At 64.9% G+C, this 22,703-nt stretch carries 19 protein-coding genes; 6 read left to right on the forward strand and 13 right to left on the reverse strand.

The features are described 5' to 3' along the window. Positions 1-25: 25 nt before the first annotated feature. On the reverse strand, positions 26-2,554 hold the full coding sequence (leuS, locus tag sphantq_RS10365; RefSeq protein ID WP_272798453.1) for a leucine--tRNA ligase: 2,529 nt from the start codon (positions 2,552-2,554) through the stop codon (positions 26-28). 100 nt (positions 2,555-2,654) lie between these two features. Beyond that, positions 2,655-3,101: a DUF3576 domain-containing protein gene (locus tag sphantq_RS10370; protein ID WP_066607301.1), complete on the reverse strand. Its 447-nt coding sequence runs from the start codon at positions 3,099-3,101 to the stop codon at positions 2,655-2,657. Between the two features lie 256 nt (positions 3,102-3,357). Here sphantq_RS10370 and sphantq_RS10375 point away from each other — a divergent pair, with 256 nt between their 5' ends. Beyond that, positions 3,358-4,092: a hypothetical protein gene (locus tag sphantq_RS10375; protein ID WP_272798454.1), complete on the forward strand. Its 735-nt coding sequence runs from the start codon at positions 3,358-3,360 to the stop codon at positions 4,090-4,092. 95 nt (positions 4,093-4,187) lie between these two features. On the opposite strand, the gene sphantq_RS10380 is transcribed toward sphantq_RS10375, so the two are convergent. From sphantq_RS10380 to sphantq_RS10390, 3 genes are all read right to left on the reverse strand, one after another. Further along, positions 4,188-5,123, reverse strand: a complete 936-nt coding sequence (locus tag sphantq_RS10380) for a 2-hydroxyacid dehydrogenase (RefSeq protein ID WP_066607303.1) — start codon at positions 5,121-5,123, stop codon at positions 4,188-4,190. A 3-nt stretch (positions 5,124-5,126) separates the two neighbouring features. Further along, complete coding sequence (locus sphantq_RS10385) at positions 5,127-6,467, reverse strand: cystathionine gamma-synthase family protein (RefSeq protein WP_272798455.1); 1,341 nt, start codon at positions 6,465-6,467, stop codon at positions 5,127-5,129. A 141-nt stretch (positions 6,468-6,608) separates the two neighbouring features. Beyond that, positions 6,609-6,806 carry a hypothetical protein gene (locus sphantq_RS10390; RefSeq protein ID WP_066607309.1) on the reverse strand — a complete coding sequence of 66 codons (198 nt, stop codon included), beginning with the start codon at positions 6,804-6,806 and terminating at the stop codon, positions 6,609-6,611. 158 nt (positions 6,807-6,964) lie between these two features. On the opposite strand from sphantq_RS10390, the gene sphantq_RS10395 reads away from it, so the two are divergent. Beyond that, positions 6,965-9,376 (forward strand): ligase-associated DNA damage response DEXH box helicase, encoded by a 2,412-nt coding sequence (locus tag sphantq_RS10395; protein ID WP_272798456.1) that lies wholly within the window; start codon positions 6,965-6,967, stop codon positions 9,374-9,376. Positions 9,377-9,388: 12 nt separating this feature from the next. Here the strand turns inward: sphantq_RS10395 and sphantq_RS10400 are convergent, their stop codons facing one another. From sphantq_RS10400 to gyrB, 3 genes are read right to left on the reverse strand one after another with little or no spacing between them, the layout of a single operon-like run. Next, complete coding sequence (locus sphantq_RS10400) at positions 9,389-9,898, reverse strand: membrane-like protein (RefSeq protein ID WP_272798457.1); 510 nt, start codon at positions 9,896-9,898, stop codon at positions 9,389-9,391. Continuing rightward, entirely contained in the window at positions 9,895-10,467 is a 573-nt protein-coding gene (locus sphantq_RS10405) for a DNA-3-methyladenine glycosylase I (RefSeq protein ID WP_272798458.1), read from the reverse strand. Before sphantq_RS10405 ends, sphantq_RS10400 begins: the two co-directional genes overlap by 4 nt. After that, complete coding sequence (gene gyrB / locus sphantq_RS10410) at positions 10,460-12,976, reverse strand: DNA topoisomerase (ATP-hydrolyzing) subunit B (RefSeq protein ID WP_272798459.1); 2,517 nt, start codon at positions 12,974-12,976, stop codon at positions 10,460-10,462. The genes sphantq_RS10405 and gyrB overlap by 8 nt, the downstream gene beginning before the upstream one ends. An 86-nt stretch (positions 12,977-13,062) precedes the next feature. On the opposite strand from gyrB, the gene sphantq_RS10415 reads away from it, so the two are divergent. Further along, positions 13,063-13,557 (forward strand): hypothetical protein, encoded by a 495-nt coding sequence (locus tag sphantq_RS10415; protein WP_129925461.1) that lies wholly within the window; start codon positions 13,063-13,065, stop codon positions 13,555-13,557. Here sphantq_RS10415 and sphantq_RS10420 read toward each other — a convergent pair. From sphantq_RS10420 to yczE, 3 genes are all read right to left on the reverse strand, one after another. Continuing rightward, complete coding sequence (locus sphantq_RS10420) at positions 13,554-14,060, reverse strand: DUF1993 domain-containing protein (protein WP_066607328.1); 507 nt, start codon at positions 14,058-14,060, stop codon at positions 13,554-13,556. The two genes, sphantq_RS10415 and sphantq_RS10420, sit on opposite strands and share 4 nt — an antisense overlap. A 14-nt stretch (positions 14,061-14,074) precedes the next feature. Further along, positions 14,075-15,271, reverse strand: a complete 1,197-nt coding sequence (locus sphantq_RS10425; RefSeq protein ID WP_336314452.1) for a hypothetical protein — start codon at positions 15,269-15,271, stop codon at positions 14,075-14,077. 140 nt (positions 15,272-15,411) lie between these two features. Continuing rightward, on the reverse strand, positions 15,412-16,023 hold the full coding sequence (yczE, locus tag sphantq_RS10430) for a membrane protein YczE (RefSeq protein WP_066607334.1): 612 nt from the start codon (positions 16,021-16,023) through the stop codon (positions 15,412-15,414). 90 nt (positions 16,024-16,113) lie between these two features. Here yczE and yczR point away from each other — a divergent pair, with 90 nt between their 5' ends. Next, positions 16,114-17,577: a MocR-like transcription factor YczR gene (gene yczR, locus sphantq_RS10435; protein WP_066607582.1), complete on the forward strand. Its 1,464-nt coding sequence runs from the start codon at positions 16,114-16,116 to the stop codon at positions 17,575-17,577. Positions 17,578-17,682: 105 nt separating this feature from the next. Here yczR and ppa read toward each other — a convergent pair whose 3' ends face one another. Both ppa and sphantq_RS10445 read right to left on the reverse strand, forming a co-directional pair. Then, positions 17,683-18,225 (reverse strand): inorganic diphosphatase, encoded by a 543-nt coding sequence (ppa, locus tag sphantq_RS10440; protein ID WP_066607337.1) that lies wholly within the window; start codon positions 18,223-18,225, stop codon positions 17,683-17,685. 36 nt (positions 18,226-18,261) lie between these two features. Next, complete coding sequence (locus sphantq_RS10445; RefSeq protein WP_272798461.1) at positions 18,262-20,193, reverse strand: M61 family metallopeptidase; 1,932 nt, start codon at positions 20,191-20,193, stop codon at positions 18,262-18,264. Between the two features lie 142 nt (positions 20,194-20,335). Between sphantq_RS10445 and hisS the strand changes: the two genes are divergently transcribed. Continuing rightward, positions 20,336-21,607: a histidine--tRNA ligase gene (gene hisS / locus sphantq_RS10450; RefSeq protein ID WP_129925458.1), complete on the forward strand. Its 1,272-nt coding sequence runs from the start codon at positions 20,336-20,338 to the stop codon at positions 21,605-21,607. Continuing rightward, entirely contained in the window at positions 21,607-22,701 is a 1,095-nt protein-coding gene (gene prfA, locus sphantq_RS10455; RefSeq protein ID WP_129925457.1) for a peptide chain release factor 1, read from the forward strand. The genes hisS and prfA overlap by 1 nt, the downstream gene beginning before the upstream one ends. Positions 22,702-22,703 lie beyond the last annotated feature (2 nt).

The raw sequence follows: 22,703 nt of genomic DNA on the forward strand, positions 1-22,703 counted from the left end.
CAGGCTCAGGCCAAACGGCGTTTTGTCAAATCACCAGGTTCACCAGCCGGTCGGGCACGACGATGATCTTCTTGGGCGTCGCGCCGTCGAGGATGCGCACGACGTTCGGAGCGGCCAGCGCCAGCCGTTCCAGTTCGTTCTTCGCCGTCCCCTTGGGCACGGTGATGGTGTCGCGCAGCTTGCCCATCACCTGGCAGGCGATGGTGACTTCATCGTCCACCAGCAGCGCGGGATCGACCGGCGGCCAGGCGGCGTCGGCGATCAGGCCTTCTCCACCCATCTCCGCCCAGCCTTCTTCGGCCAGATGCGGGGTCATCGGTGCGACCAGCAGGGCGAGTCCGCGGATCGCGGCGGTGCGCGACGCGGACGGCTTGGCCTTCTCGATCGCGTTGGTGAGTTCGTAGATTTTGGCGACGGCCTTGTTGAAGCCCAGCGCCTCGATATCCCGCGCGACGCCATCGACGGTCTGGTGCAGCTTGCGGTCCAGCGCTTTGTCCTGGCCCTCGGCGCTTGCATCGCAGTCGCCAAACAGCCGCCAGACGCGGTTGACGAAGCGCCAACTGCCTTCGATCCCGGCCTCGGTCCAGGGCAGGTCGCGTTCGGGCGGGCTGTCCGACAACATGAACCAGCGCACCGCGTCCGCGCCATATTGGGCGATGATGTCGTCGGGATCGACGACATTCTTCTTGGACTTGGACATTTTGATCACGCGGCCGACTTCGACCGGCGCAGCGTCGGCGATCAGCGTCGCCCCCTCGGACGTCCGGTCGATCTCGCCCGGCGCGAAATAGACAGGGGGCAGGCCCTCGCCCTGTTCGCGGCTATACGTCTCATGCGTCACCATCCCCTGCGTGAACAGGCCGGTGAACGGCTCGGCAAAGCCCAACTGCCCCATATGCTGGAGGGCGCGGGTCCAGAATCGGGCATAGAGGAGATGCAGGATCGCATGTTCCACGCCGCCGATATACTGCCCGACCGGCAGCCATTTTTCGACTGTCTTCCGATCGAACGGCTTGTCCGACGGCTGGCTGGCGAAGCGGATGAAATACCAGCTCGAATCGGCGAAGGTATCGAGCGTATCGGTTTCGCGCACCGCCGGCTGGCCGCAGCTTGGACAATCGACATGCTTCCAGGTCGGATGGCGGTCCAGCGGATTGCCCGGCACGTCGAACGTGATGTCTTCGGGCAGGATGACCGGCAACTGTTCCTTGGGCACGCCCACCGGGCCGCACGTCGCGCAATGGATGACCGGGATCGGCGTGCCCCAGTAACGCTGGCGCGACACGCCCCAGTCGCGCAGCCGGAACACGGTCTTGCCCGCGCCCCAGCCTTCCGATTCGGCCCGCGCGATGACGGCGGCCTTCGCCTCGTCCACGCTCATCCCGTCCAGGAAACGCGAGTTCACCAACTTGCCGGGGCCGGTATAGGCCTCGTCATGGATCGGCGTGTCGGCTTCGCCTTCTGGCGCAACAACACGTTCGACCGGCAGCATATATTTGCGCGCAAAGTCCAGATCGCGCTGGTCATGCGCGGGCACGCCCATGACCGCGCCGGTGCCATAGTCCATCAACACGAAATTGGCGATGAACACGGGCAATTGCCAGTCGGGATCGAACGGATGCGCGACGGTGAGGCCGGTGTCGAAGCCAAGCTTCTCCGCCGTTTCCAGTTCGGCCGCGGTGGTGCCGCCTGCCTTGCATTGTTCGATGAACGCGACCGCTTGCGGGTTGGTCGCGGCGACCGCCTGCGCGATCGGATGGTCTGCCGCGATCGCGACGAAGCTCGCCCCGAAAATCGTGTCGGGCCGGGTCGAATAGACGTCGATCCGGCTGTCGAACGGCGCGACCGGCTCGAAGTGAAATTGCAGGCCGACCGACTTGCCGATCCAGTTTTCCTGCATCAGCTTCACCTTGTCCGGCCACTGGTCCAGCGTGGCCAGGCCCGCAACCAGATCGTCGGCGAACTGGGTGATTTTGAGGAACCACTGGGACAGCTTGCGCTTCTCGACCAGCGCGCCCGACCGCCAGCCGCGTCCGTCGATCACCTGCTCGTTGGCCAGCACCGTCATATCGACCGGGTCCCAATTGACCGCCGATTCCTTGCGATAGACCAGGCCCGCTTCCAGCATGTCCAGGAACAGCGCTTGTTCATGGCCATAATAGTCCGGCTCGCAGGTGGCGAGTTCGCGGCTCCAGTCGATCGCAAAGCCCAGCTTTTTGAGCTGCGCGCGCATATTGGCGATGTTGGACCGCGTCCATTCGCCCGGATGGACCTTCTTTTCCATCGCCGCATTTTCGGCCGGCATCCCGAACGCGTCCCAGCCCATCGGATGCAGCACTTCATGCCCCGTCATCCGGCGGAATCGCGCCAGCACGTCGCCCATCGAATAATTGCGGACATGCCCAATATGGATGCGCCCCGACGGATAGGGGAACATCTCCAGCACATAGCTGCGCGGCTTGGACGATGCGTCGTCGGCCTTGAAACTCTGCCGTTCGTCCCAGGTCGCCTGCCAGCGGGCGTCGGCCTCAAGCGGGTTGAAGCGCCTCTGCATGTCATGTCCTTACAAATGCGATCGGGCTGGGCCTTTCCAAGCCCAGCCCCGATAGGTCAGAAAAATGGGGCGTCGCGCCAACGCCGCCCAAAGCGCGGTGTCAGCCGATCGCCGTGCGGCGCAGGTCGCGCGCCTTGGTCAGGATCACTTCCTCCAGCTTCTGGACGGTGGCCGCGGCGACCGGGGCGTCGACCCACTGGCCGCCCTGGTTGACCTGACGGCTGGCCGCGACGCGGAGCGCGTCGGCGCGCAGATCCTGGTCCAGAATCGACACCGTCAGCTTCATCCGTTCATTGGGGCTGCCCGGATTGGCATACCAGTCGGTGACGATCACGCCGCCGTTCGAATCGGTCTGGACCATCGGCATGAAGGACAAAGTGTCGAGCGATGCGCGCCACAGATAGGCGTTGACGCCGATCGTCGTGACCCTAGATGCGGCAAGATCGGTCTTGGGCCGGTCCTTTGCGCCGCCGCCACAGGCAGCCAGCGGAAGGAGCGCGGCCAGCAGCAGGCCGGCGGTTGCAGAGGCGGGAAGGCGGCGGACCATCAGGCTTGTCCTAGCATGAAAAAGACGAGAAACTGACCGCTTCTATAGTGACCGTGCGTTGTGGGGCAAGGGGGCGCGAAGCCGCGCGCGACGGGTCGCGCCGCGACGGGTGCTGGTAACGCTCCCGTTCGACGGCTTCCCGCCTGTGTGTTCCATGCAACAGCTCGGACAAAAAGGCGTTCTGCCCCTAGCCAGTGGAGGCTTTGCCGGTGTAGAGCGTTACGCAAGATATATGAGCGGGGAAAAGAATCGGGTCATGCGTGTGAATAGGGGATATTTGGCAGGAACAGGCGCGGCGCTGGCCGTCGCTGGCTTCATGCTGTCTCCTGCGTTCGGCGCGGCGACCGATTTCATGCGTCAGCGCGGCGAAGCGCCTGTATCGCTCGGTTCGCTGGGCAGCATTTCGTCCTTCACCCCCACGATCAAAGACCCGCGCTTGGCTGCGGCCTATGCGAAGATGGTGGCCTCTGCTGGACGGCAAGGCTTTCGTTTCACGCCGACCAGCGGTTCCCTAAGCGGCCAGCGGTCGGTAACTGTGATGGTGCGCGCGGCGGGTGAAGACCGGGTCGCGGTGAACCGCACCGTCGATGCGATCGATATCAAGCCCGTCGCTTTCAGCCTGAACAGCGCGCATAACTGGCGCAAGTTTGCCCTGCCCGACGCGGTCGGTCGCAAGGCGCTCGACCCGGTGCCGGTCGAAACGATGGTCGATGCGAAGAATTTCTCGCTGGATGACGGCAAGAAGGATCGGTTCAGCACCAAGATGATGTTGGAGAATCGCCGCGAAGCTGGTGTTGCGACGACCGTTCGCAATCCGTCGGCGGACAAGGATTATTCGCTGGATCTGGCCGGCTCCTATTCGCTGACGCGCAATCTGAACGTCACCGCGGGCGTGCGCTATAATAATAGCGTGGCTGGTCGCCTGACCCCGATGACCGATGAGCGTCAGGATAGTCAGGCGGTCTATCTGGGCACCATATTCAAATTCTGATGCGTTGACGGCCTGCGGGTCGTCTTCCTTCGCATTATCCTCATTGTCCGATGGTCGTCATCTGGGCGCTTTCTTACCGCTCTGATCGATTCGCGTCATCCGTCCGCCGGCACCGGGGACGGCAATTCTTCGCCAGCGAAATGCGCGGCGAGATTGGCCATCAGCACCTGCGCCATGCGGCCGACCGCCTCATGCGTCGCGCCGCCCACGTGCGGGGTCAGCACCACATTGGCTATATCGGCCCAGCGTGACGGATCGGTGGGTTCGGGGTCGAACACATCGAGCGCCGCGCCGCCCAGTCGCCCGTCGCGCAGCGCGGCGACCAGCGCAACCTCGTCCACCAATTGTCCGCGCGCGACATTGACCAGCAATCCGTCCGGCCCCAGCGCGTCGAGAATGCGCGCGTCGATCATGCCACGATTATGCGCATCGGCACGGGCCGCGATGACGAGAATGTCGCTGCCCCGCGCCAGCGCCTCCAGACTATCGGCACGCGGGCAGGACAGATTGGGCTTGGCCCGTGGACCCCACCAACCGATGCGCATTTTCATAGCGCGTGCTCGTTCCGCCACGGCTACGCCGATCGCCCCCATGCCGACGATGCCCAACCGCGCGCCGCCCATGGACCGGGTCCGCGTCTTGCTCTCGATCGTCCATTGACCGGCTCGCAATTGGCGGTCGCCCGCCACGATCCAGCGGCGATGGGCCAGTATCAGGCCGATGGCGTGATCGGCGACGTCGTCGGCATTGGCGTTCCCGGCATGGGCCACCGCGATGCCGCGTTCCCGCGCCAGCGCCACGTCGACGCCGTCATAGCCCACGGTGAAGCAGGCGATCAGGCGCAGCCGCGGCATCGCATCGATCAGATTACGGCCTAGTGGGAATTCGCCCGCCCAAACCAGCGCGTCCACTTTGGCCAAGTCGCCCGGCGTGTGCGCTTCCCAAAGGACGATAACGTCATGATCCGCACGCAACAGCGGCAATAGTGGCGCCAGCAACGGCTGGCCCACCAATAGCAACGGACGGGTCATGGCTCATCCGATCTGCCGCAATGCCTGGGCGAAATCGGCGATCAGATCGTCGGCATCTTCGCAGCCGATCGAGATGCGCACCATATTGTCGCCAATGCCCAGCGCCTTCTTGCGCTCGGCTGGCACAGACAGGTGCGTCATCGCGGCGGGATGGCTGGCCAGCGTCTCGGTCCCGCCCAGGCTGACCGCCAGCTTGGCGATCTTGAGCGCGTCAAGGAACGCGAACGCCTCCGCCTCGCCGCCCTTCAGATAGAGCGAAAAGGTCGATCCCGCGCCCGTGCAATGGCGGCGATAGATATCGGCCTGCCGCTCGGTTTCGGGGAAGCCCAGATAGACCACCTTCTCCACTTGCGGCTGGTCCTTCAGCCAGGCGCAGACCTTCTCCGCATTCTCGCCCGCCCGGCTCATCCGCAATTCCAGCGTCTCCAGCGACCGCAGCAGCATCCAGGCGCTATGGGGGTCGAGGATCGTGCCGATCGTGTTGCGCATCAACCGGATGGTCGTGATCAGCGCATTGGACCCCAGCACGCCGCCCGCGACCAGATCGCTATGGCCGCCGGCATATTTGGTCAGGCTGTAGATGACGAGGTCCGCGCCATGGGCGAGCGGCTTGAGCCACAACGGACCCAGGAACGTATTGTCGATGGCGATCGGCGGGACATGCGCTTCCCCTGCGAACAGCGAGTCGCGCTGCGCGACCACCGCCTCCACATCGACCAGCACATTGGTCGGATTGGCCGGGCTTTCCAGATAGAGCAGGGCGACCCGGCCCAGACCCTTGGCCTTTTCGATCACCGCGCCAATCTCTTCCGGCGTCGCGCCGGCCGGGAAATCGAGCCATCGCACCCCGAATTTGCCCAATATGCGCCCAATCAGCGATTCGGTCGCGGCATAGAGCGGGGCTGAATGGACGATGACGTCACCCGGCTGCACCAGCGCCAGCAATGTGGTGGCGATCGCCGACATGCCGCTGGAAAAGAGCAGGGCATCCTCCGCCTCCTCCCATACCGACAGCCGATCCTCGCAAATCTCCTGATTGGGGCCGTTGAAACGGGAATAGACCAGCCCCTCCGATCCGCCGGGGCGGATGCCGGTCACGCCTTCGAAATGGCGCTTGCCCGCGGCCGCGCTTTCGAAGGCGAAGGTGGAGGTGAGGAAGATGGGCGGCTTGAGCGACCCCTCCGACAGCGTCGGGTCATAGCCATGGCCCATCATCAGCGTGGCCGGCTTCAGCTTGCGGCCATCAATCTCCATGATCGGCGCCTTGGGGCGGCGGCGGTTGCCTGGGGCTGCCACCCCGGTCAGCTCGGCTTCGGACAGTTTAGGGGGCGTTTCGCCGGTCATATCGTTTCTCCTGCTGCGGCGGCGTCTGGTGCGTCGCTGTCATGGGCAGGAGTGTAACGCAGGGCAGCGATGGAGGGCCAGAGGGCGCGTAAGATTATTTCTCGCTGCTATATGATTATTCCGAAGGCCCGTTCGCGAAGGTCAGGCGACCAGCCCTTCCTCAACCTCCAGATCGACCGGCGCCTGATCCGGCTTGACCAGGCTATGCGGCGTACCAAAACGGCCGACCTGCAATGTCTCGGCATAAAAGCCCCACCATTGGGTCCAGAAGGCGGCTGGCATGAACCAGATGTCGAAAAAGACGTCCGGCATCGGCTGTGTGCTGATTTTCTCGGTCATGGCCACTCTCTCCATGCGCTGTGCCGCGCGACACCCTAAACGCCTCATTCGGCGGAGCGTTGCGCGGTCCTGAGGGAAGATGCCTAACCTATCATGGCCGCACGCCATGGCAAAGCGCAGACGGTGACAGCGGCGTCATCGCCCCCTACATCTCCAGGATGCCGCCCGCCCTTCCCGCCATCATCGAAGACTGGTTCGCGTCGCGCGACTGGCGACCGCGGCGGCACCAGATGGATATGCTGGCGGCGGCGGCGCGGGGCGATCACGCGCTGCTGGTCGCACCGACCGGGGCGGGCAAGACGCTGGCGGGTTTCCTGCCCAGCCTGGCCGACCTGATCGCCCATCCGACCGACCGGCTGCACACCCTCTATGTTTCGCCCTTGAAGGCGCTGGCGGTGGATGTTCGCCGCAACCTGCTGACGCCGATCGAGGAAATGGGTCTGCCCATCAGCGTCGAAACGCGCACCGGCGACACCCCGTCCGATCGCAAGGCGCGCCAGCGGGTGCGCCCGCCGCAAATACTACTAACTACCCCCGAATCGCTGTCGCTGCTGCTCAGCTATCCCGACGCCGCCTTGCTGTTCTCGGACCTGCGGACCGTGATCGTCGATGAGGTCCACGCCTTCGCCACGCAAAAGCGCGGCGAACTGCTCAACCTGTCGATGGCGCGGTTGCAGGCGATCAATCCGGCGCTGCGCCGTGTCGCCCTGTCCGCCACGGTGGCCGATGTCGACGCCTATCGCGCCTGGCTCGCGCCCGATGGCGATATCGACAGAGTGACGCCGGTGATGGGGGAGGCAGGCGCGGAGCCGAACGTCGCTATCCTCATCCCCGAAGGCCGCGTCCCCTGGTCGGGCCATTCGGGCAAATATGCCGCGAAGCAGGTCATGGCGGAGATCGAGGCGCGGCAAACCACCCTGGTCTTTTGCAACACGCGCGGCCTAGCCGAACTCATCTTCCAGGAACTCTGGTCCGCCAACGACGCCAACCTGCCGATCGCCATCCACCATGGCAGCCTGTCGATCGAGGCGCGGCGCAAGGTCGAATCGGCGATGGCCGCGGGCAAGCTGCGCGCGCTCGTGGCGACGGCGTCGCTCGACCTCGGTGTCGATTGGGGCAATGTCGATTGCGTAATCCAGATGGGCGCGCCCAAGGGCAGCTCGCGCTTGCTCCAGCGCATCGGCCGGGCCAATCACCGGCTCGATCAGTCGAGCGAGGCGATCCTGATCCCCGGCAACCGCTTCGAATATCTGGAGGCGCGCGCCGCGCTGGACGCGGTCGAAGCGGGCGAGCGCGACGCCGACGATTTCCGCGTCGGCAGCCTGGACGTGCTGGCCCAGCATGTCATGGGCCTGGCCTGCGCCGGGCCATTCCGGGCGGAGGAATTGCTGGAGGAAGTGCGATCCGCCACACCCTATAGCGCGCTGACGGCCGAAGCGTTCGACCATGTGCTGCATTTTATCGAGGGTGGCGGCTACGCCCTGCGCGCCTATGACCGGTTCAAGCGACTGACGCAGGACGATGATGGCACTTGGCGCGTCTCCCACCCCCGCTTCGTCCAGCAACATCGCCTGAACGCCGGCATCATCGTCGATCAACCCGCGCTGGCCGTCCGCTTCGCCAACGGTCGCAAGCTCGGCACGGTGGAGGAAGGCTTCGCCGCGCAGCTACGCCCTGGCGACAGCTTCTTCTTCTCCGGCATGGCGCTGGAGGTGGTGCGGATGGATACGTCCGACCTCACCGTCCGGGCGACGTCCAAACAGGCGCGCATCCCTAGCTGGGGCGGATCGCGCATGGCCATGTCCACCCGCCTCGCCGATCGGGTGCGGCATTTCCTGGCCGAGCCCGACGCTTGGCACCGCTTTCCGCCCGATGTGCGCGAATGGCTGGAAATGCAGAAACTGCGCTCCGCCTTGCCCCAGCCCGGCCAGCTGCTGATCGAAACCTTCCCGCATGAAGGGCGCCATTATCTCGTCTGCTATAGTTTCGAGGGCTGGAATGCGCATCAGTCGCTCGGCATGTTGCTCACCCGCCGCATGGAGAGCCAAAGGCTGATGCCTTTGGGCTTCGTCGCCAATGATTATGCGCTGGCGGTCTATGGGCTAAAGCCCATCACCGATCCGCAAAGCCTGTTTTCCGCCGATATTCTCGACCATGAATTTATCGACTGGGTCGAGCAGTCGAGCCTCCTGAAGCGCGCCTTTCGCGATGTAGCGGTCATCTCCGGGCTGATCGAGCGCCAGCATCCCGGCAAGCGCAAGACCGGGCGGCAGGTCACCTTCTCCACCGACCTGATCTACGATGTGCTGCGCAAATATCAGCCCGATCATCTGCTGCTGAAAGCCGCCTGGGCCGATGCGCGCGCGCGGATGACCGATGTCGGGCGGCTGGGCGACCTGATCGACCGGGCGGCGACGACCATGCTGCATGTCACGCTGGAGCGGGTCAGTCCGCTCGCCGTGCCCGTGCTGATCCTGATCGGCCGCGAGCATGTGGCGCAGACGGCAGCCGAAGATGCGCTGTTGATGGAGGCCGAAGCGCTGGTCGCCGAAGCGATGCGCGCCGACTAAAGGCGACGCCCCTTATGGCGTGTCGTCACCCTCATCCCGCGCACCGCCGCACCCCTTCAACGTCCCTTCGCCAAACGCCACCTGGACCCGGTCGGACCAGATCGCATCGCTCATCCCGTCGCTGCATGGCCCCTGCGTCAGCATCATGGCGAAGCCGTGGCCCTGATAGCGCACTGCCTTGTCATCCCCATCGACCTGTACGGAAAAGCGTAGCGGCGCCTGGTCCGGCCGCTCCAATATAGCCGTCGATCCCCGAATGGTGACCGCCCAGAAGGGTTCGGTGCCGATCGCGCGATAATCGGCCGCCGCCGGGCGAGGCGGTGGTGTTTCACGTGAAACCAAAGGCTTGGGCGGCGTCGCGGACGGCGGGGATGTCGCTATCGCTGCGTTGGCGGCGGCGTCCTTGTCGATGGGCGTGGCGATCGCGTTCGTCGGCGCAGGCTGCGTCTGATTCGCGCCCGTTCCCCCCTCCCCGCACCCATAGAGCAGCGCAACGGGCAAAAGCAGGTGCGCCGCCTTCATGGCCGCAGCGGGTCGCGGCGAAAGCAATTGGCGGCATGATCGTTGACCAGGCCGGTCGCCTGCATCCAGGCATAGGCGATGGTCGGGCCGACGAATTTGAAACCGCGCGCCTTCAAATCCTTCGAGAGGGCGACGGACAGCGGCGTTTGCGCCGGAAAGGTCACCCCGTCGCCCTGCAACGGCACGCCGTCGACGAAAGACCAGGCATAGGCGGCGAAATCCTCACCCGAATCGCGCATCGCGCAAAAGATGCGGGCGCCCGCGATGGTCGCGACGATCTTCGCCCGCGCGCGGACAATGCCCGGATCGCCCATCAGCCGCTCTATATCGGTGTCGGTGAAGGCCGCGACCTTGTCGGGATCGAACCCGGCAAAAGCGGCGCGAAACCCCTCGCGCTTGCGCAATATCGTGATCCAGGACAGGCCCGCCTGGAACCCCTCCAGCATCAGCATTTCCCAGAGCATCCGCGAATCGCGCTCCGGCACGCCCCATTCCGCGTCATGATAGGCGCTATAGAACGGGTCCGTGCCGCACCAGCCGCACCGGACCTGTTCATTGCGATCAGACATCCAGATTGGCGACGTTCAGCGCATTGTCCTGAATGAACTCGCGCCGCGGCTCAACCACATCGCCCATCAGGCGGGTGAAGATTTCGTCGGCGACGTCCGCCTGCTCCACCTCGACCCGCAACATCGAGCGATTGTCCGGGTCCAGCGTGGTTTCCCACAATTGTTCCGCGTTCATCTCGCCCAGCCCCTTGTACCGCTGGATCGCCAGCCCCTTGCGCCCGGCGGTCAGGATCGCGTCGAGCAACTCGCTCGGCCGCGTCACCATCGCGCCCTTGGTCGGGGCGGCGGGCAGATCGTCGTCATTGGCTTCGGCGGCCAGCGCCTTGACCGTGATCAGGCGGCTGGGGGTCAGATAGCTGCCGGCATCCTCGGCGGCGATGCTGTGCAGCTTGCGCGCCTCGGCCGACCCGACGAAGCCGCCCTCGATCACATGATGGTCTGTGACGCCGCGCCAGGCGCGCTGGAAATGGAAGCCGCCCTCTTCGGCGACGCTGCCGGTCCAGCGGCCTTCGACATCCTGCGCCCCCATCCAGGTGACGGTCGCAGCCAGCCGCTGCGCCTGCGTTTGCGTGTCCAGTTCAGGATCGAGCGCGCCATTCAGGCTCAGCGCCTCGATGATGGCGGGATTGTAGCGGCGCGGCACATAGCGCATCACCGCGCGCATCCGGCGGGCATGTTCGATCAGGCTGCGCAGATCCTCGCCGGTGCGCGGACCCTTGCCGGTTTCCAGCGCCATCGATTCGACGCCGTTGTCGACCAGATATTGCTCCAGCGCGGCCTCGTTCTTGAGGTAAACCTCCGACCGGCCGCGCGTCGCCTTATACAGCGGCGGCTGGGCGATATAGAGATGCCCGCCATCGATGATCTGGGGCATCTGCCGATAGAAGAAGGTCAGCAGCAGCGTGCGGATATGCGCGCCGTCGACGTCCGCGTCGGTCATGATGACGATCTTGTGGTAGCGCAGCTTTTCCAGGTTGAAATCGTCCCGGATGCCCGTGCCCATCGCCTGGATCAGCGTGCCGACTTCCTTGGACGACAGCATCTTGTCGAAGCGCGCGCGCTCGACGTTCAAAATTTTGCCCTTCAGCGGCAGGATCGCCTGATTATGCCGGTTGCGCCCCTGCTTGGCCGAACCGCCGGCCGAATCGCCTTCGACGAGGAAGAGTTCGGACTTGGCGGGATCACGCTCCTGGCAATCGGCCAGCTTGCCGGGCAGGCTGGCAATATCCAGCACGCCCTTGCGCCGGGTCAGTTCGCGCGCCTTCTTGGCCGCTTCGCGCGCCGCTGCGGCGTCGATCACCTTCTGCACGATCATCTTGCCGTGCGCGGGGTTTTCCTCCAGCCATTCGGCCATCTTGTCGGCCATAAGGCTTTCGAGCGGCTGGCGCACTTCGGAACTGACCAGCTTGTCCTTGGTCTGCGAACTGAATTTGGGATCGGGCAGCTTGACCGAGACGATGGCGGTCAAGCCCTCGCGCATATCCTCGCCGGTCAGCGACACCTTCTCCTTCTTCAGCGCGCCCGACTTTTCCGCATAATTGTTGAGCGTGCGGGTCAGCGCCGCGCGGAAGGCCGCCAGATGGGTGCCGCCGTCGCGCTGCGGGATGTTGTTGGTGAAGCAGAGGACGTTTTCATAATAAGAGTCGTTCCACTCCAGCGCGACGTCGATCGTCACGTCGTCGCGAGTGCCCGAAATCGCGATCGGCTCCGGCATCATCGCCGACTTGTTGCGATCGAGATATTTCACGAAAGCCGCGATGCCGCCCTCATAATATAGCTCGATCTCCTTCGCCTCCTCATGGCGCGCATCGACCAGGAACAGGCGCACGCCGCTGTTGAGGAAAGCCAGTTCGCGATAGCGATGCTCCAGTTTCTCGAAATCATATTCGGTATGGTTCTTGAACGTCGCGCCGTCGCCCGGCGCCTTCTCCATACTGGCCAGGAAGGTGACGCGCGTGCCCTTCTTGAGCGTCCCGTCTTCTTTGGCGGGCGCATCGCCGATCACCGCCAGCGGCGCGGTCGCATCGCCATAGGCGAAGCGCATATAATGTTCCTTGCCGTCCCGCCAGATGTTGAGGTCGAGCCATTCCGACAATGCGTTGACGACCGAGACACCCACGCCATGCAGACCGCCCGACACCTTATAGGCGTTATCGTCGGACGTATTCTCGAACTTCCCGCCCGCGTGCAACTGGGTCATGATGACCTCGGCCGCCGACACGCCTTCTTCGGTGTGGATGCCGGTCGGGATGCCGCGCCCATTATCCTCGACGCTCACCGATCCGTCGGGATTCAGCGTGATGGTGATGCGGTCGCAATGCCCCGCCAGCGCTTCGTCGATCGCATTGTCCGAAACCTCGAACACCATGTGATGCAGGCCCGATCCATCGTCGGTGTCGCCGATATACATGCCGGGGCGCTTGCGCACCGCGTCCAGGCCTTTGAGCACCTTGATGCTGTCGGCGCCATATTCATTGCTGTTGGGGGTATTGACGGGTTCTTCGCTCATGCCGAGCATATAGGGAAAGCGGCCCCAAAACTAAAGCGAAACATGGCGGCTTCCGCTGGCGTCCGGCGGGGTCTATCACGGCTTTCATGCGCATCATCCCTCTCCTCCTGCTGCCCTTGCTGTCACCGCTGACCGCTTGCTCTAAAAGCAACGACGTCTATGAGGAATTGCCCAACAGCTCGCTCGCCGGCGCGCCGCGCGCGGACGTGCCCGAAACCCGCATGGATGCGCCGGTCGCGCGGCCGGTGACGATCGGCGAGGACGGACCGCGGCTCGACGCCTGCGGCACGCTGGGACAGGTCAGCCGCGCCGGCCCCAACGGCCTGGGCCTCCATGCCGCGCCCTTCGGCGACGCGAAGGAACTGGGCCGACTGGCGGAGGGCCAGCGGGCCTACGTCTGCACCCGCAGCCTCGACCAGAAATGGCTGGGCGTCGTCATCCTGCCCACACCGGCGGTTGGCCAAGCGCCGCCAGCGGGCGACTGCGGCGTGGCGTCTCCCGTGGAACGCAAGCAGCCCTATGCCGGCCCTTGCGCCAGCGGCTGGGTCGCCAGCGCCTATGTGCGGCTGATCGCGGGTTAAATCCCGCCCAGAAAATCGATCTTGCCGACCGGCACGCCCGCCTGGCGCAGCAGCGCATAGGCCGTCGTCAGGTGGAAATAGAAATTGGGCAGGGCAAAGGTCAGCACATGGCTGCGCCCAGTGAAGGGAATCTCGCCACCCGGCACCTTGAGCACCACGGCGGCGTCCTCCCGCCCGTCGATCGTCTCGCGCGGCACTGCTTCCAGCAGAGCGATCGTTCTGGCGATGCGCGCCTGCAATTCCGCGAATGTCTGTTCGGTGTCCGCCATCGCCACCGGCTCCAGTTCGCCCAGTCGCGTAACCGTGCCCTTGGCGGTGTCGCAGGCGAACTGCACCTGCGCGGTCAGCGGCTTCATGTCCGCGATCAGTTGCGCGCCGGTCAGCGTCGCCGGATCGACGCCCTGTTCGGCGGCATAGGCGGCGCCCTTGTCGAGCAGTCCCGACAACGCGGTCAGCCCACGGACGAACATCGGTACGGTCAGATCGTATAATGCGGTCGCCATGAGGCGTCCCCCTCTCATTGGATGCCGGTGAACACCAGCTTCTGTACGCGCCGGCCGGTATTGACCTCGGTCGCATAGATATTGCCGTCGCTGTCGGTATCAATGCTGTGCAGCCAGGTAAATTGCCCCGCCTGCCGTCCGACCCGGCCGATCGCGCCGAGCACTTCATGCGTCTTGCGCAGCAATATCCAGATGCGCCCGTTCATCATGTCCGCGACATAGAGATAGGTCTGGTCGGGATCGGGCGAAAAGGCGATGTCGGTCACCGTATGGGTGCCACCCGTCTCCGGCGCGATCGCCAGGTCGCGTATGAAGGTCAGGCGGCCATCCTTCTCCCGCTTGAACAATTGCGCGCGGTTGTTGTTGCGGTCGCAGACATAGACATGGCTATCGCGTGTCGGCACCACGCAATGGACGATATCGGCGAAGGTCTGCGCCTGGGGATTGGCTTGCTTGCTGGGATCGACGGCATGGCTCTGGTCGAACGCTCCCTGCCGCGTGGGCGCGATCGGCGGCCGGGCATAGGCGCCCCAGCGGCCCTTATAGGCGTTGCTCTGCGCGTCGAAGCCGATCACCCGGCGGTTCACATAGCCATCGGACACCAGCACCATGCCATCGCTGTGATTGACGTCGGACGGATTGCCCAGCAGGTCGGTCGCGTCGTTGCCGCCGGTCTTGTCGCGCTGGCCGAAGCGGCGGATATACTGGCCGTCGGCGCTGTAATTCAGGACGACATGGTCGCCCTTGCCATTGCCGCCGAACCAGACGGCGCCGGCCTTGTCGACGAAGACGCCGTGCAGGCTGGCGGGCCATTGGTTGACGCCATCGACCGTGGGGGCGCTCGCGGCCCCGCCCCAGCCGCCGATATAGCGGCCGTCCTTGGCGAAGCGCACCACCGGCGGCGCTGGCTTGCAGCAGGCGGCGATCGGCGGGTCTTGGGCCAGGCCAGTATCGGTGTTGGTCAGGCTATGAGGCCGATGCACGACCCACACCGAATCGTCCGGCCCCACCGCCACGCCGCTCACCTGCCCCAGCAGCAGGTCGTCGGGCATCGCCGGCCAGGCGGCGTCGACCTTGAAGCGCGGCATTTTCGTGCCGGCGGGCGCGACCTGTTCGAAGGCCAGCGGCGCAAGGGCGGATTCGGGCGCGGGTTGGGGCGGGACCGCAGCGGTCAACGGCAGGAGCAGGGCGACGGCGAGGAAGGGGCGCATGGGGGATGCTCCTTGATCGGGGGGAAAGGCGCGGCGGATCATGCCCGTCTGCATGGTCTGGTCAATGGCCATGCGTCCTATTTTCAAGGCGAAAAGGAACCGACCGCCGCCCAGGGCAGCGGCCGGTCAGGGGGCCTCTGTCATGCCTGCGCCGGGCGCTCCGGCGCGGCGATGCGGAAAAAGGGCAGCGCATGGTGGACGATCCAGCCGATCGTCGCGGCGTAGAGGATGGTGCCCACGCCCACCGTCCCGCCCAGCAGCCAGCCGATCGCGAGCACGCCGATTTCGATTCCCGTCCGCACCCATTTGACCGGCCAGCCGGTCCGGCGGCACAGGCCCGTCATCAATCCGTCGCGCGGCCCCGGCCCCATCCCCGCACCGATATAGGCGCCGCCCGCAATACCGTTCAGGATGATTCCCGCGCCCAGCCAGGCCGCGCGCAGGACGTAACCTTCGGGCGTCGGCAGGATCATCAGCGACAGGTCCACCGCGGTCCCGATCACCAGGATATTGGCGATCGTGCCGATCCCCGGCCGTTGCTTGAGTGGCCACCACAGCAGCAGCACGAGCGCGCCGATCAGGTTGACGGTCATACCGAAGCTCAGGCCCATCCGGGGCGCCAGCCCCTGGTGCAGCACGTCCCACGGATCCAGCCCCAGATTGGCGCGCAGCATCAGCGCCATCGAAAAGCCGTAAAGGCCAAGGCCCCAGAAGAGTTGCCAAAAACGGAGGGCGTAGCGGTTGTGCGTCATGGGGAGGCTTATTTCGCGCAACTGGCCTTTTACAAAACAGCCAATTGCGGGTAAATGGCCTTGATCCATGGCCATATTGGAATGCGCCCCATGTCCACTTCGCTTCTCCGCCCCCCGTCCCTGCTCCGCCTGCTCGGCGCCTGGCGCGCGCAGGACAGCGCTGAACCGGCCTATCGCCAGTTGGCGCAGGCGCTGCGGATGCTGGTGCTGGACGGCCGGGTCGGCCTGAATGTCCGCCTGCCGGGCGAACGCGAACTGGCCGCGGCGCTGGGCCTCTCGCGCACCACCGTCGCCGCCGCCTTCGACCGGCTGCGCGACGAAGGCTATCTGGAAAGCCGTCAGGGGTCGGGCAGCGTCACCCGTATTCCGCCGGGCCGCGCCGAAACCGCGCCGGGGGAGGTCGATACGACGACCGGCGGTAATTTGCTCAACTGGACCCATGCCGCCCTGCCCGCCGCGCCCGGCGTCGCGCGCGCCTACGCCCATGCGGTGGAGGCGCTGCCCGCCTATCTGGGTGACCTGGGCTATGATCCGTTGGGCATCATGGTGCTGCGCCGCGCGATCGCGGCCCATTATGAGCGGCGCGGCTGCCCCACTTCCCCTGACCAGATCATGGTCACCAACGGCGCGCAGCAGGGCTTTTCGTTGTTGCTCCAATGGCTGGCCGGGCCGGGCGACCGGGTGGTGATCGACCATCCGACCTATCATAACGCCATCCAGGCGTTGCAGCGCGCCCATGTCGTGCCGGTGCCGGTCGGTCTGCCGCGCCAGGGTTGGGACGTCGACGCGATGGAGGCGGCCTTTCGCCAGACCAGCCCGCGTTTCGCCTATGTCATCGCCGATTTCCACAATCCCACCGGCCGCAGCATGGACCCCGCCACCCGCCGCGCGCTGGTCGGCGCCGCGATGCGCAACCACACGCCGTTGGTCGTGGACGAAACGATGGTGGCGATGGGCCTCGATTTCGCGCCGCCGCCGCCCGTGGCGATGCACGACCCGTCGGGGCGGCAGGTCATCACTTTGGGGTCGGCCAGCAAGATTTTCTGGGGCGGGCTGCGCGTGGGCTGGATTCGCGCCGATGTTCAGACGGTCGCGGCGCTCGGCCGCCTGCGCACGACGATGGATATGGCCAGCCCGGTGGTCGAACAGATCGCGGTCGCGCAACTGATCGACGCCGATGTCGGCCTGGGCGAGCGGGCCGGGCAACTGCGCGGGCGGCGCGACCATTTGCTGGGCCTGATCGCGGATCGCCTGCCCCATTGGCGGGTGGAATCGCCCGCGGGCGGCCTGTCGCTCTGGGCCGAACTGCCCCGCGCGGAGGCCACGGCGCTGGCGGCATTGGCGGAAAGTCTGGGCGTCCGCATCGCCGCCGGCCCGCGCTTCGGCGTCAGCGGGGCGTTCGAACGCTTCCTGCGCCTGCCCTTCACCCTGCCCGAAGAGCAGTTGGAGGCTGGGGTGGCGCGATTGGTCGAGGCCGATGCCCGCCTCCACGCCCGGATGCCCAAGGGCCGCGATCCCCTCGCCATGGCGCTGGACGCCGACCGGTTGATTTGAACCTTTTTTCCGTGTCCCCCCTGCGCAGGGACATGCTCAGCAAGCCAACGAAAAAGGCCGCGCGAATCGCTCCGCGCGGCCTCTTATTCTCGCAGGAACTCGGCCTTACGCCGTCTTCTTGCTCGCCTGATAGCGTGCGATCGCTTCCAGCGTGATCTGCTTGGCGTCGTCCGCCCCGCCCCAGGTGCCGATGCGGACCCACTTGGTCTTTTCCAAGTCCTTATAGTGAGTGAAGAAATGCTCGATCTGCTCCATCACGATGCCGGGCAGATCGTCCTTCTCGCCCACGTCGGCATAATAAGGAAAGGTCTTGTTGTCGGGGACGCAGACTAGCTTTTCGTCGCCACCGGCTTCGTCTTCCAGGTTCAGCACCGCGATCGGGCGCGCGCGCACGACCGATCCGGGGACGAAAGGCGACCGTGCGATGACCAGCGCGTCCAGCGGATCGCCATCGGGCGACAGCGTATGCGGCACGAAACCATAATTGGCCGGATAGCGCATCGGCGTGTGCAGGATGCGATCCACGAACAGCGCGCCGCTGGCCTTGTCGAACTCATATTTCACAGGTTCGCCGCCGACCGGCACTTCGATGATGACGTTCAGGCTGTTGGGCGGATCGTCGCCGACCGGGATCAGTTCGATATTCATGGAAACGCCTTTTGCTACACGTTACGCTACGGGTGATTATGTTCTTGGCTTGAGCAACCTGTCGAGGCTGCCCTCACCCTCTCCTGTCTTGTCGAGGCGCGGATAGCGCAGCCCGCCCGAATAATCGAGTGTCAAAACACGATAGTATTTATCCTGCTTTAGGATGATCTGGATCGGCGTCTTGGCCTTGATCGCCGCTTTCCAGGCGTCGCCCGAATATTCGTCGCCATTGACCGCGAGTATCTTCGCGCCCGTCACCAGCCCCGCCTTGAACGCCGCGCTGTCCCACACGACGCCGCTCACTTCGCCGTCATTCTTGACGATCGCGCCGATGCCGAAACTCTGGTCGACCATCTTGTTGGCGCCCTCGGCCGCCTTGGTGATCGCGCCCGGTTCGTCGCCATAGACGAGGGAGTAGCCGCCCAGGATGAAGCCGCCCTTGGGCGTTTCCCTGGTGGGCGCATCCACATATTTCTGGAAGAAGCCGGCCCAGTCATAAGGCGCGATAGCGTTCAGCGTCTTGATGACGTCGCCGCGATTATAGACGACCTGACCCCAGTCGCCCGGATTGATGCCAAAGAACGCCTTGGCGAAATCGTCCAGCCCCTTCCTGCCGCGGGTCGCCTTGGCGATGATCGCGTCGGCCTCCAGCCAGATCATCAGCCCTTCATTATAATAATCCTCGGACCGCTGCCAACTCGCCCAGCCCTTGGGCCGGCGGGCGGAGATGATGGGATCATGGGTGGTGTCCTCCATCGGGCGCCACTGGCGGCCGACCGCCGTGTCCAGCCTGGCCGCGATCTGGGCGTAGGCGTCCAGCGTCTCCTGCTTGCTGAACATCCCCGACCGCGCGCCCAGCACATAGCCCCAGAATTGCGTCTGCCCTTCATAGACCCACAGAAGATTATCCTGCATCGGCACGTTGAAATCGGGCGTCCACAACAGGTCGGGGCGGCGGAACTTGCCGTCCCAGCTATGGGTGAATTCATGCGGCAACAGGTTGCGGTCCAGCAGCGCCTCGCCCTTGTCCCAGCTCTTGAAATAGCCCGGCTCGACCTGATTCTCGGAACTGCGATGATGCTCCAGCCCGATGCCGCCCATCTCGTCGGTGATCGCCAGCAGGAAATCATAATGGTTGAAATGATAGGCGCCGAACAGCGAACCGGCTTCGGCGACCAGCTTCCTGTGCTTGGCGATCTGTTCCGGCTTGAACTGCAATTCGTCAGCATCGTCGGCGACGATGTTGAGCGTCACATTGCTGCCAAGGTCAACTGCCTTGAAATGCGTGCCCGCAAACACCGGCGAATCCTGCAACGCTTCATAATCGATCGTTTCATAGGCCACGCTATTGCCGCTCTTGGTGCCGCGCAGCGCGGTCGCGGCCTGCCAACCGGCGGGATAGGTCACGGTCGGCTGGATCGGTATCTGGCGCGTATAATAGCCCGCGGGATAAAGCGACACGCTCTCCCATTGAATGTTCAGCATCTTGGGCGTCACGACGACGCGGCCCTGATTGGGCTGGGTCGCGGACAGGAACTGGAACTGCGCCACCACCTGCGTCACGCCCTGCGGCACGTCGATCTGGAAGGCGAAGACGTTGAGCGGATCGCGCTTCCACGCCAGGGTTTGGCCATTGGCGGTGAAAGTCAGGCCCGTCAGCTTCTCGATCTGCCCACGCGGGGCGTGATTGCCCGGCAGCCAGGCCGGCATCATCAGCGTCAACGGCCCGGCCGCCGCGACGGGGATCGTCTCCTTCACGCGGAAGATGCGCTGGACCGTGTCGGTCGCATCGACCTCCAGTTTTATCGTGCCACCAGGATAGGGCATGTCCTTTGGTGCAGGCGCGGCGCTGTCGACGGGCAGGGCGGTCGGCTTGGACCGGATCGCGTCCTGGGCGAACAGCGGGGTGGCGATGGCGCTCGAAAGGCCCGTTGTCAGGCACAGGGCGGCAGCAAGGCTGCGGATCATGGATGTCTCCAGAAAGATAGGGGGGCCGGACGGCCCGATTGCCTTTAGCATGGCAAGGCGTCGCAGCGCCGTCCACCCCCTGATGGACGCTCTTAAAAAGCGCGTTTCCTTGGGGGTGATTTGCCGTTAAAGGCCCGGCCCCATGGCGAAGATAGAAACGCCGCGCCCGGTGCGCGGAACGCAGGACATGCTGGGCGGCACCACCGAGGCGTTTGCGGAACGCTTCGCCCATGTGGTCGCGACCTTCGACCGGGTGCGCAAGCTTTACGGTTTCCAGCGGGTCGAAGTGCCGGTGTTCGAATCCACCGCCGTCTTCGCCCGGTCGCTGGGTGAAAGCACCGACGTCGTCTCGAAGGAGATGTACACGTTTACGGATCGCGGCGGCGACAGCATCACCCTGCGCCCCGAATTCACCGCCGGGATCAGCCGCGCCTATATCACCGAAGGCTGGCAGCAATATGCGCCGCTGAAAGTCGCGACCCACGGCCCGCTCTTCCGCTACGAACGCCCGCAAAAGGGCCGCTTTCGCCAGTTTCACCAGCTCGACGCGGAAATCATCGGCGCGGGCGAACCGGGCGCGGACGTGGAATTGCTGGTCATGGCCGACCAGCTATTGAAGGAACTGGGCGTCGCCGACGGCGTGACCCTCACCCTCAACACGCTGGGCGACGGGCCGAGCCGCGATGCCTGGCGCGCGGCGCTGATCGCCCATTTCGAGGCGCATCGGGATCAGTTGTCGGAAGACAGCGTGGAACGACTGGCCAAGAACCCGCTGCGCATCCTCGACAGCAAAGACCCGCGCGACCGCCCGGTCGCCGACAGCGCGCCCGACATCGACGCCTATCTGACCGACGAAGCGCGCAGCTTCTTCGAGAAGGTGACGGCAGGGCTGGACGCCGCGGGCGTGGCCTGGGAGCGCAACGCCCGGCTGGTCCGCGGCCTCGATTATTATCGCCACACCGCGTTCGAATTCATCACCGACCGTCTCGGCGCGCAGGGCACCGTGCTGGGCGGCGGCCGCTATGATGGGCTGATCGAAAATCTGGGCGGAAAGCCGACGCCTGCGGTAGGATGGGCGGCCGGTATTGAGCGGTTGGCCATGTTGCTGGACGCACCAGAGCGGCAGCCACTTGCTGTATCGGTCATTCCTGATGCGGACAAATGGCATGACGATGCCATCATGGCTGCCGCGAATTTGAGACGCGCTGGCATTGCCGCCCACCTCGCCTTTTCCGGTAAAATTAAGAAACGGACGGAAATCGGACACAAAATTGATCCTGCGGCCTTCTTGTTTATTCAGGAAGCTGAAGACGGAGGCCGTCGTTATCATTTGAAATTGAGACATGATGACGTCCATGGCCTTGAAGATCGTGTCCGAAAGGCTCTTGCTGGGCCTTTGACGAGCGGTCGCTAATGCACATTTCCCCCGAACGCATCGCGCAGATCGAGGCGCGCCGGGACGAGGTGCAGGCGTCGATGACGCGCGCCGACCTCGCGCCCGAAGCGTTCGTGAAACTGTCGAAGGAATATGCGGAGATCGAACCGGTCGCCCGCGCCGCGCATGAGGTGCGCCGCCTGCGGCAGGAACTGGCCGCGCTCGATGTCATGGCGGGCGGCGGCGGCGATCCCGACGCCGACCCCCTCATGCGCGAAATGGCGCAGGAGGAAATGCAGATCCTCAAAAGCCAGCTTCCGCAAGCCGAGCGCGCGCTGGCGCTGCAATTGCTGCCCCGCGACGCCGCCGACGCCCGGCCCGCCATGATCGAAATCCGCGCCGGCACCGGCGGCGATGAAGCGGCGCTGTTCGCCGGCGACCTGTTCCGCATGTACCAGCGCTATGCCGATACCCAGGGCTGGAAGATGGAACTGATGTCCGCCAATGCGTCCGAAGTCGGCGGCTTCAAGGAAGTGGTGGCCAGTATCAACGGGGTGGGCGTCTTCGCCAAGCTGAAGTTCGAAAGCGGCGTCCACCGCGTCCAGCGCGTCCCCGCGACCGAAAGCGGCGGGCGCATCCACACCAGCGCCGCGACCGTCGCGATTCTGCCGGAACCGGAGGAAGTGGACGTCCAGATCGCCGACGGCGACCTCAAGATCGATATCTACCGTGCGTCCGGCGCGGGCGGCCAGCATGTCAACACGACCGATTCGGCCGTGCGCATCACCCATTTGCCCACCGGCACCGTCGTCATCCAACAGGACGAACGGTCGCAGCACAAGAATAAGGCGAAGGCGATGCAGGTGCTGCGCGCCCGCCTCTATGAAGCCGAGCGCGCCCGCACCCAGAATGAACAGGCCGGCGCGCGCAAGGCGATGGTCGGATCGGGCGACCGCTCCGAACGCATCCGCACCTATAATTTCCCGCAGGGCCGCGTCACCGACCACCGCATCAACCTGACCCTGCACCGCCTGCCCGAAATCCTCGAAGGACCGGGCCTGTGCGACGTCATCGACGCACTGGTGGCCGAAGATGAAGCCGCCCGCCTCGCCCAGTTGGACGGGCTGAGTTGATC

This window comes from Sphingobium sp. AntQ-1 (genome assembly GCF_028538045.1).
Taxonomy (GTDB): Bacteria; Pseudomonadota; Alphaproteobacteria; order Sphingomonadales; family Sphingomonadaceae; genus Sphingobium; species Sphingobium cupriresistens.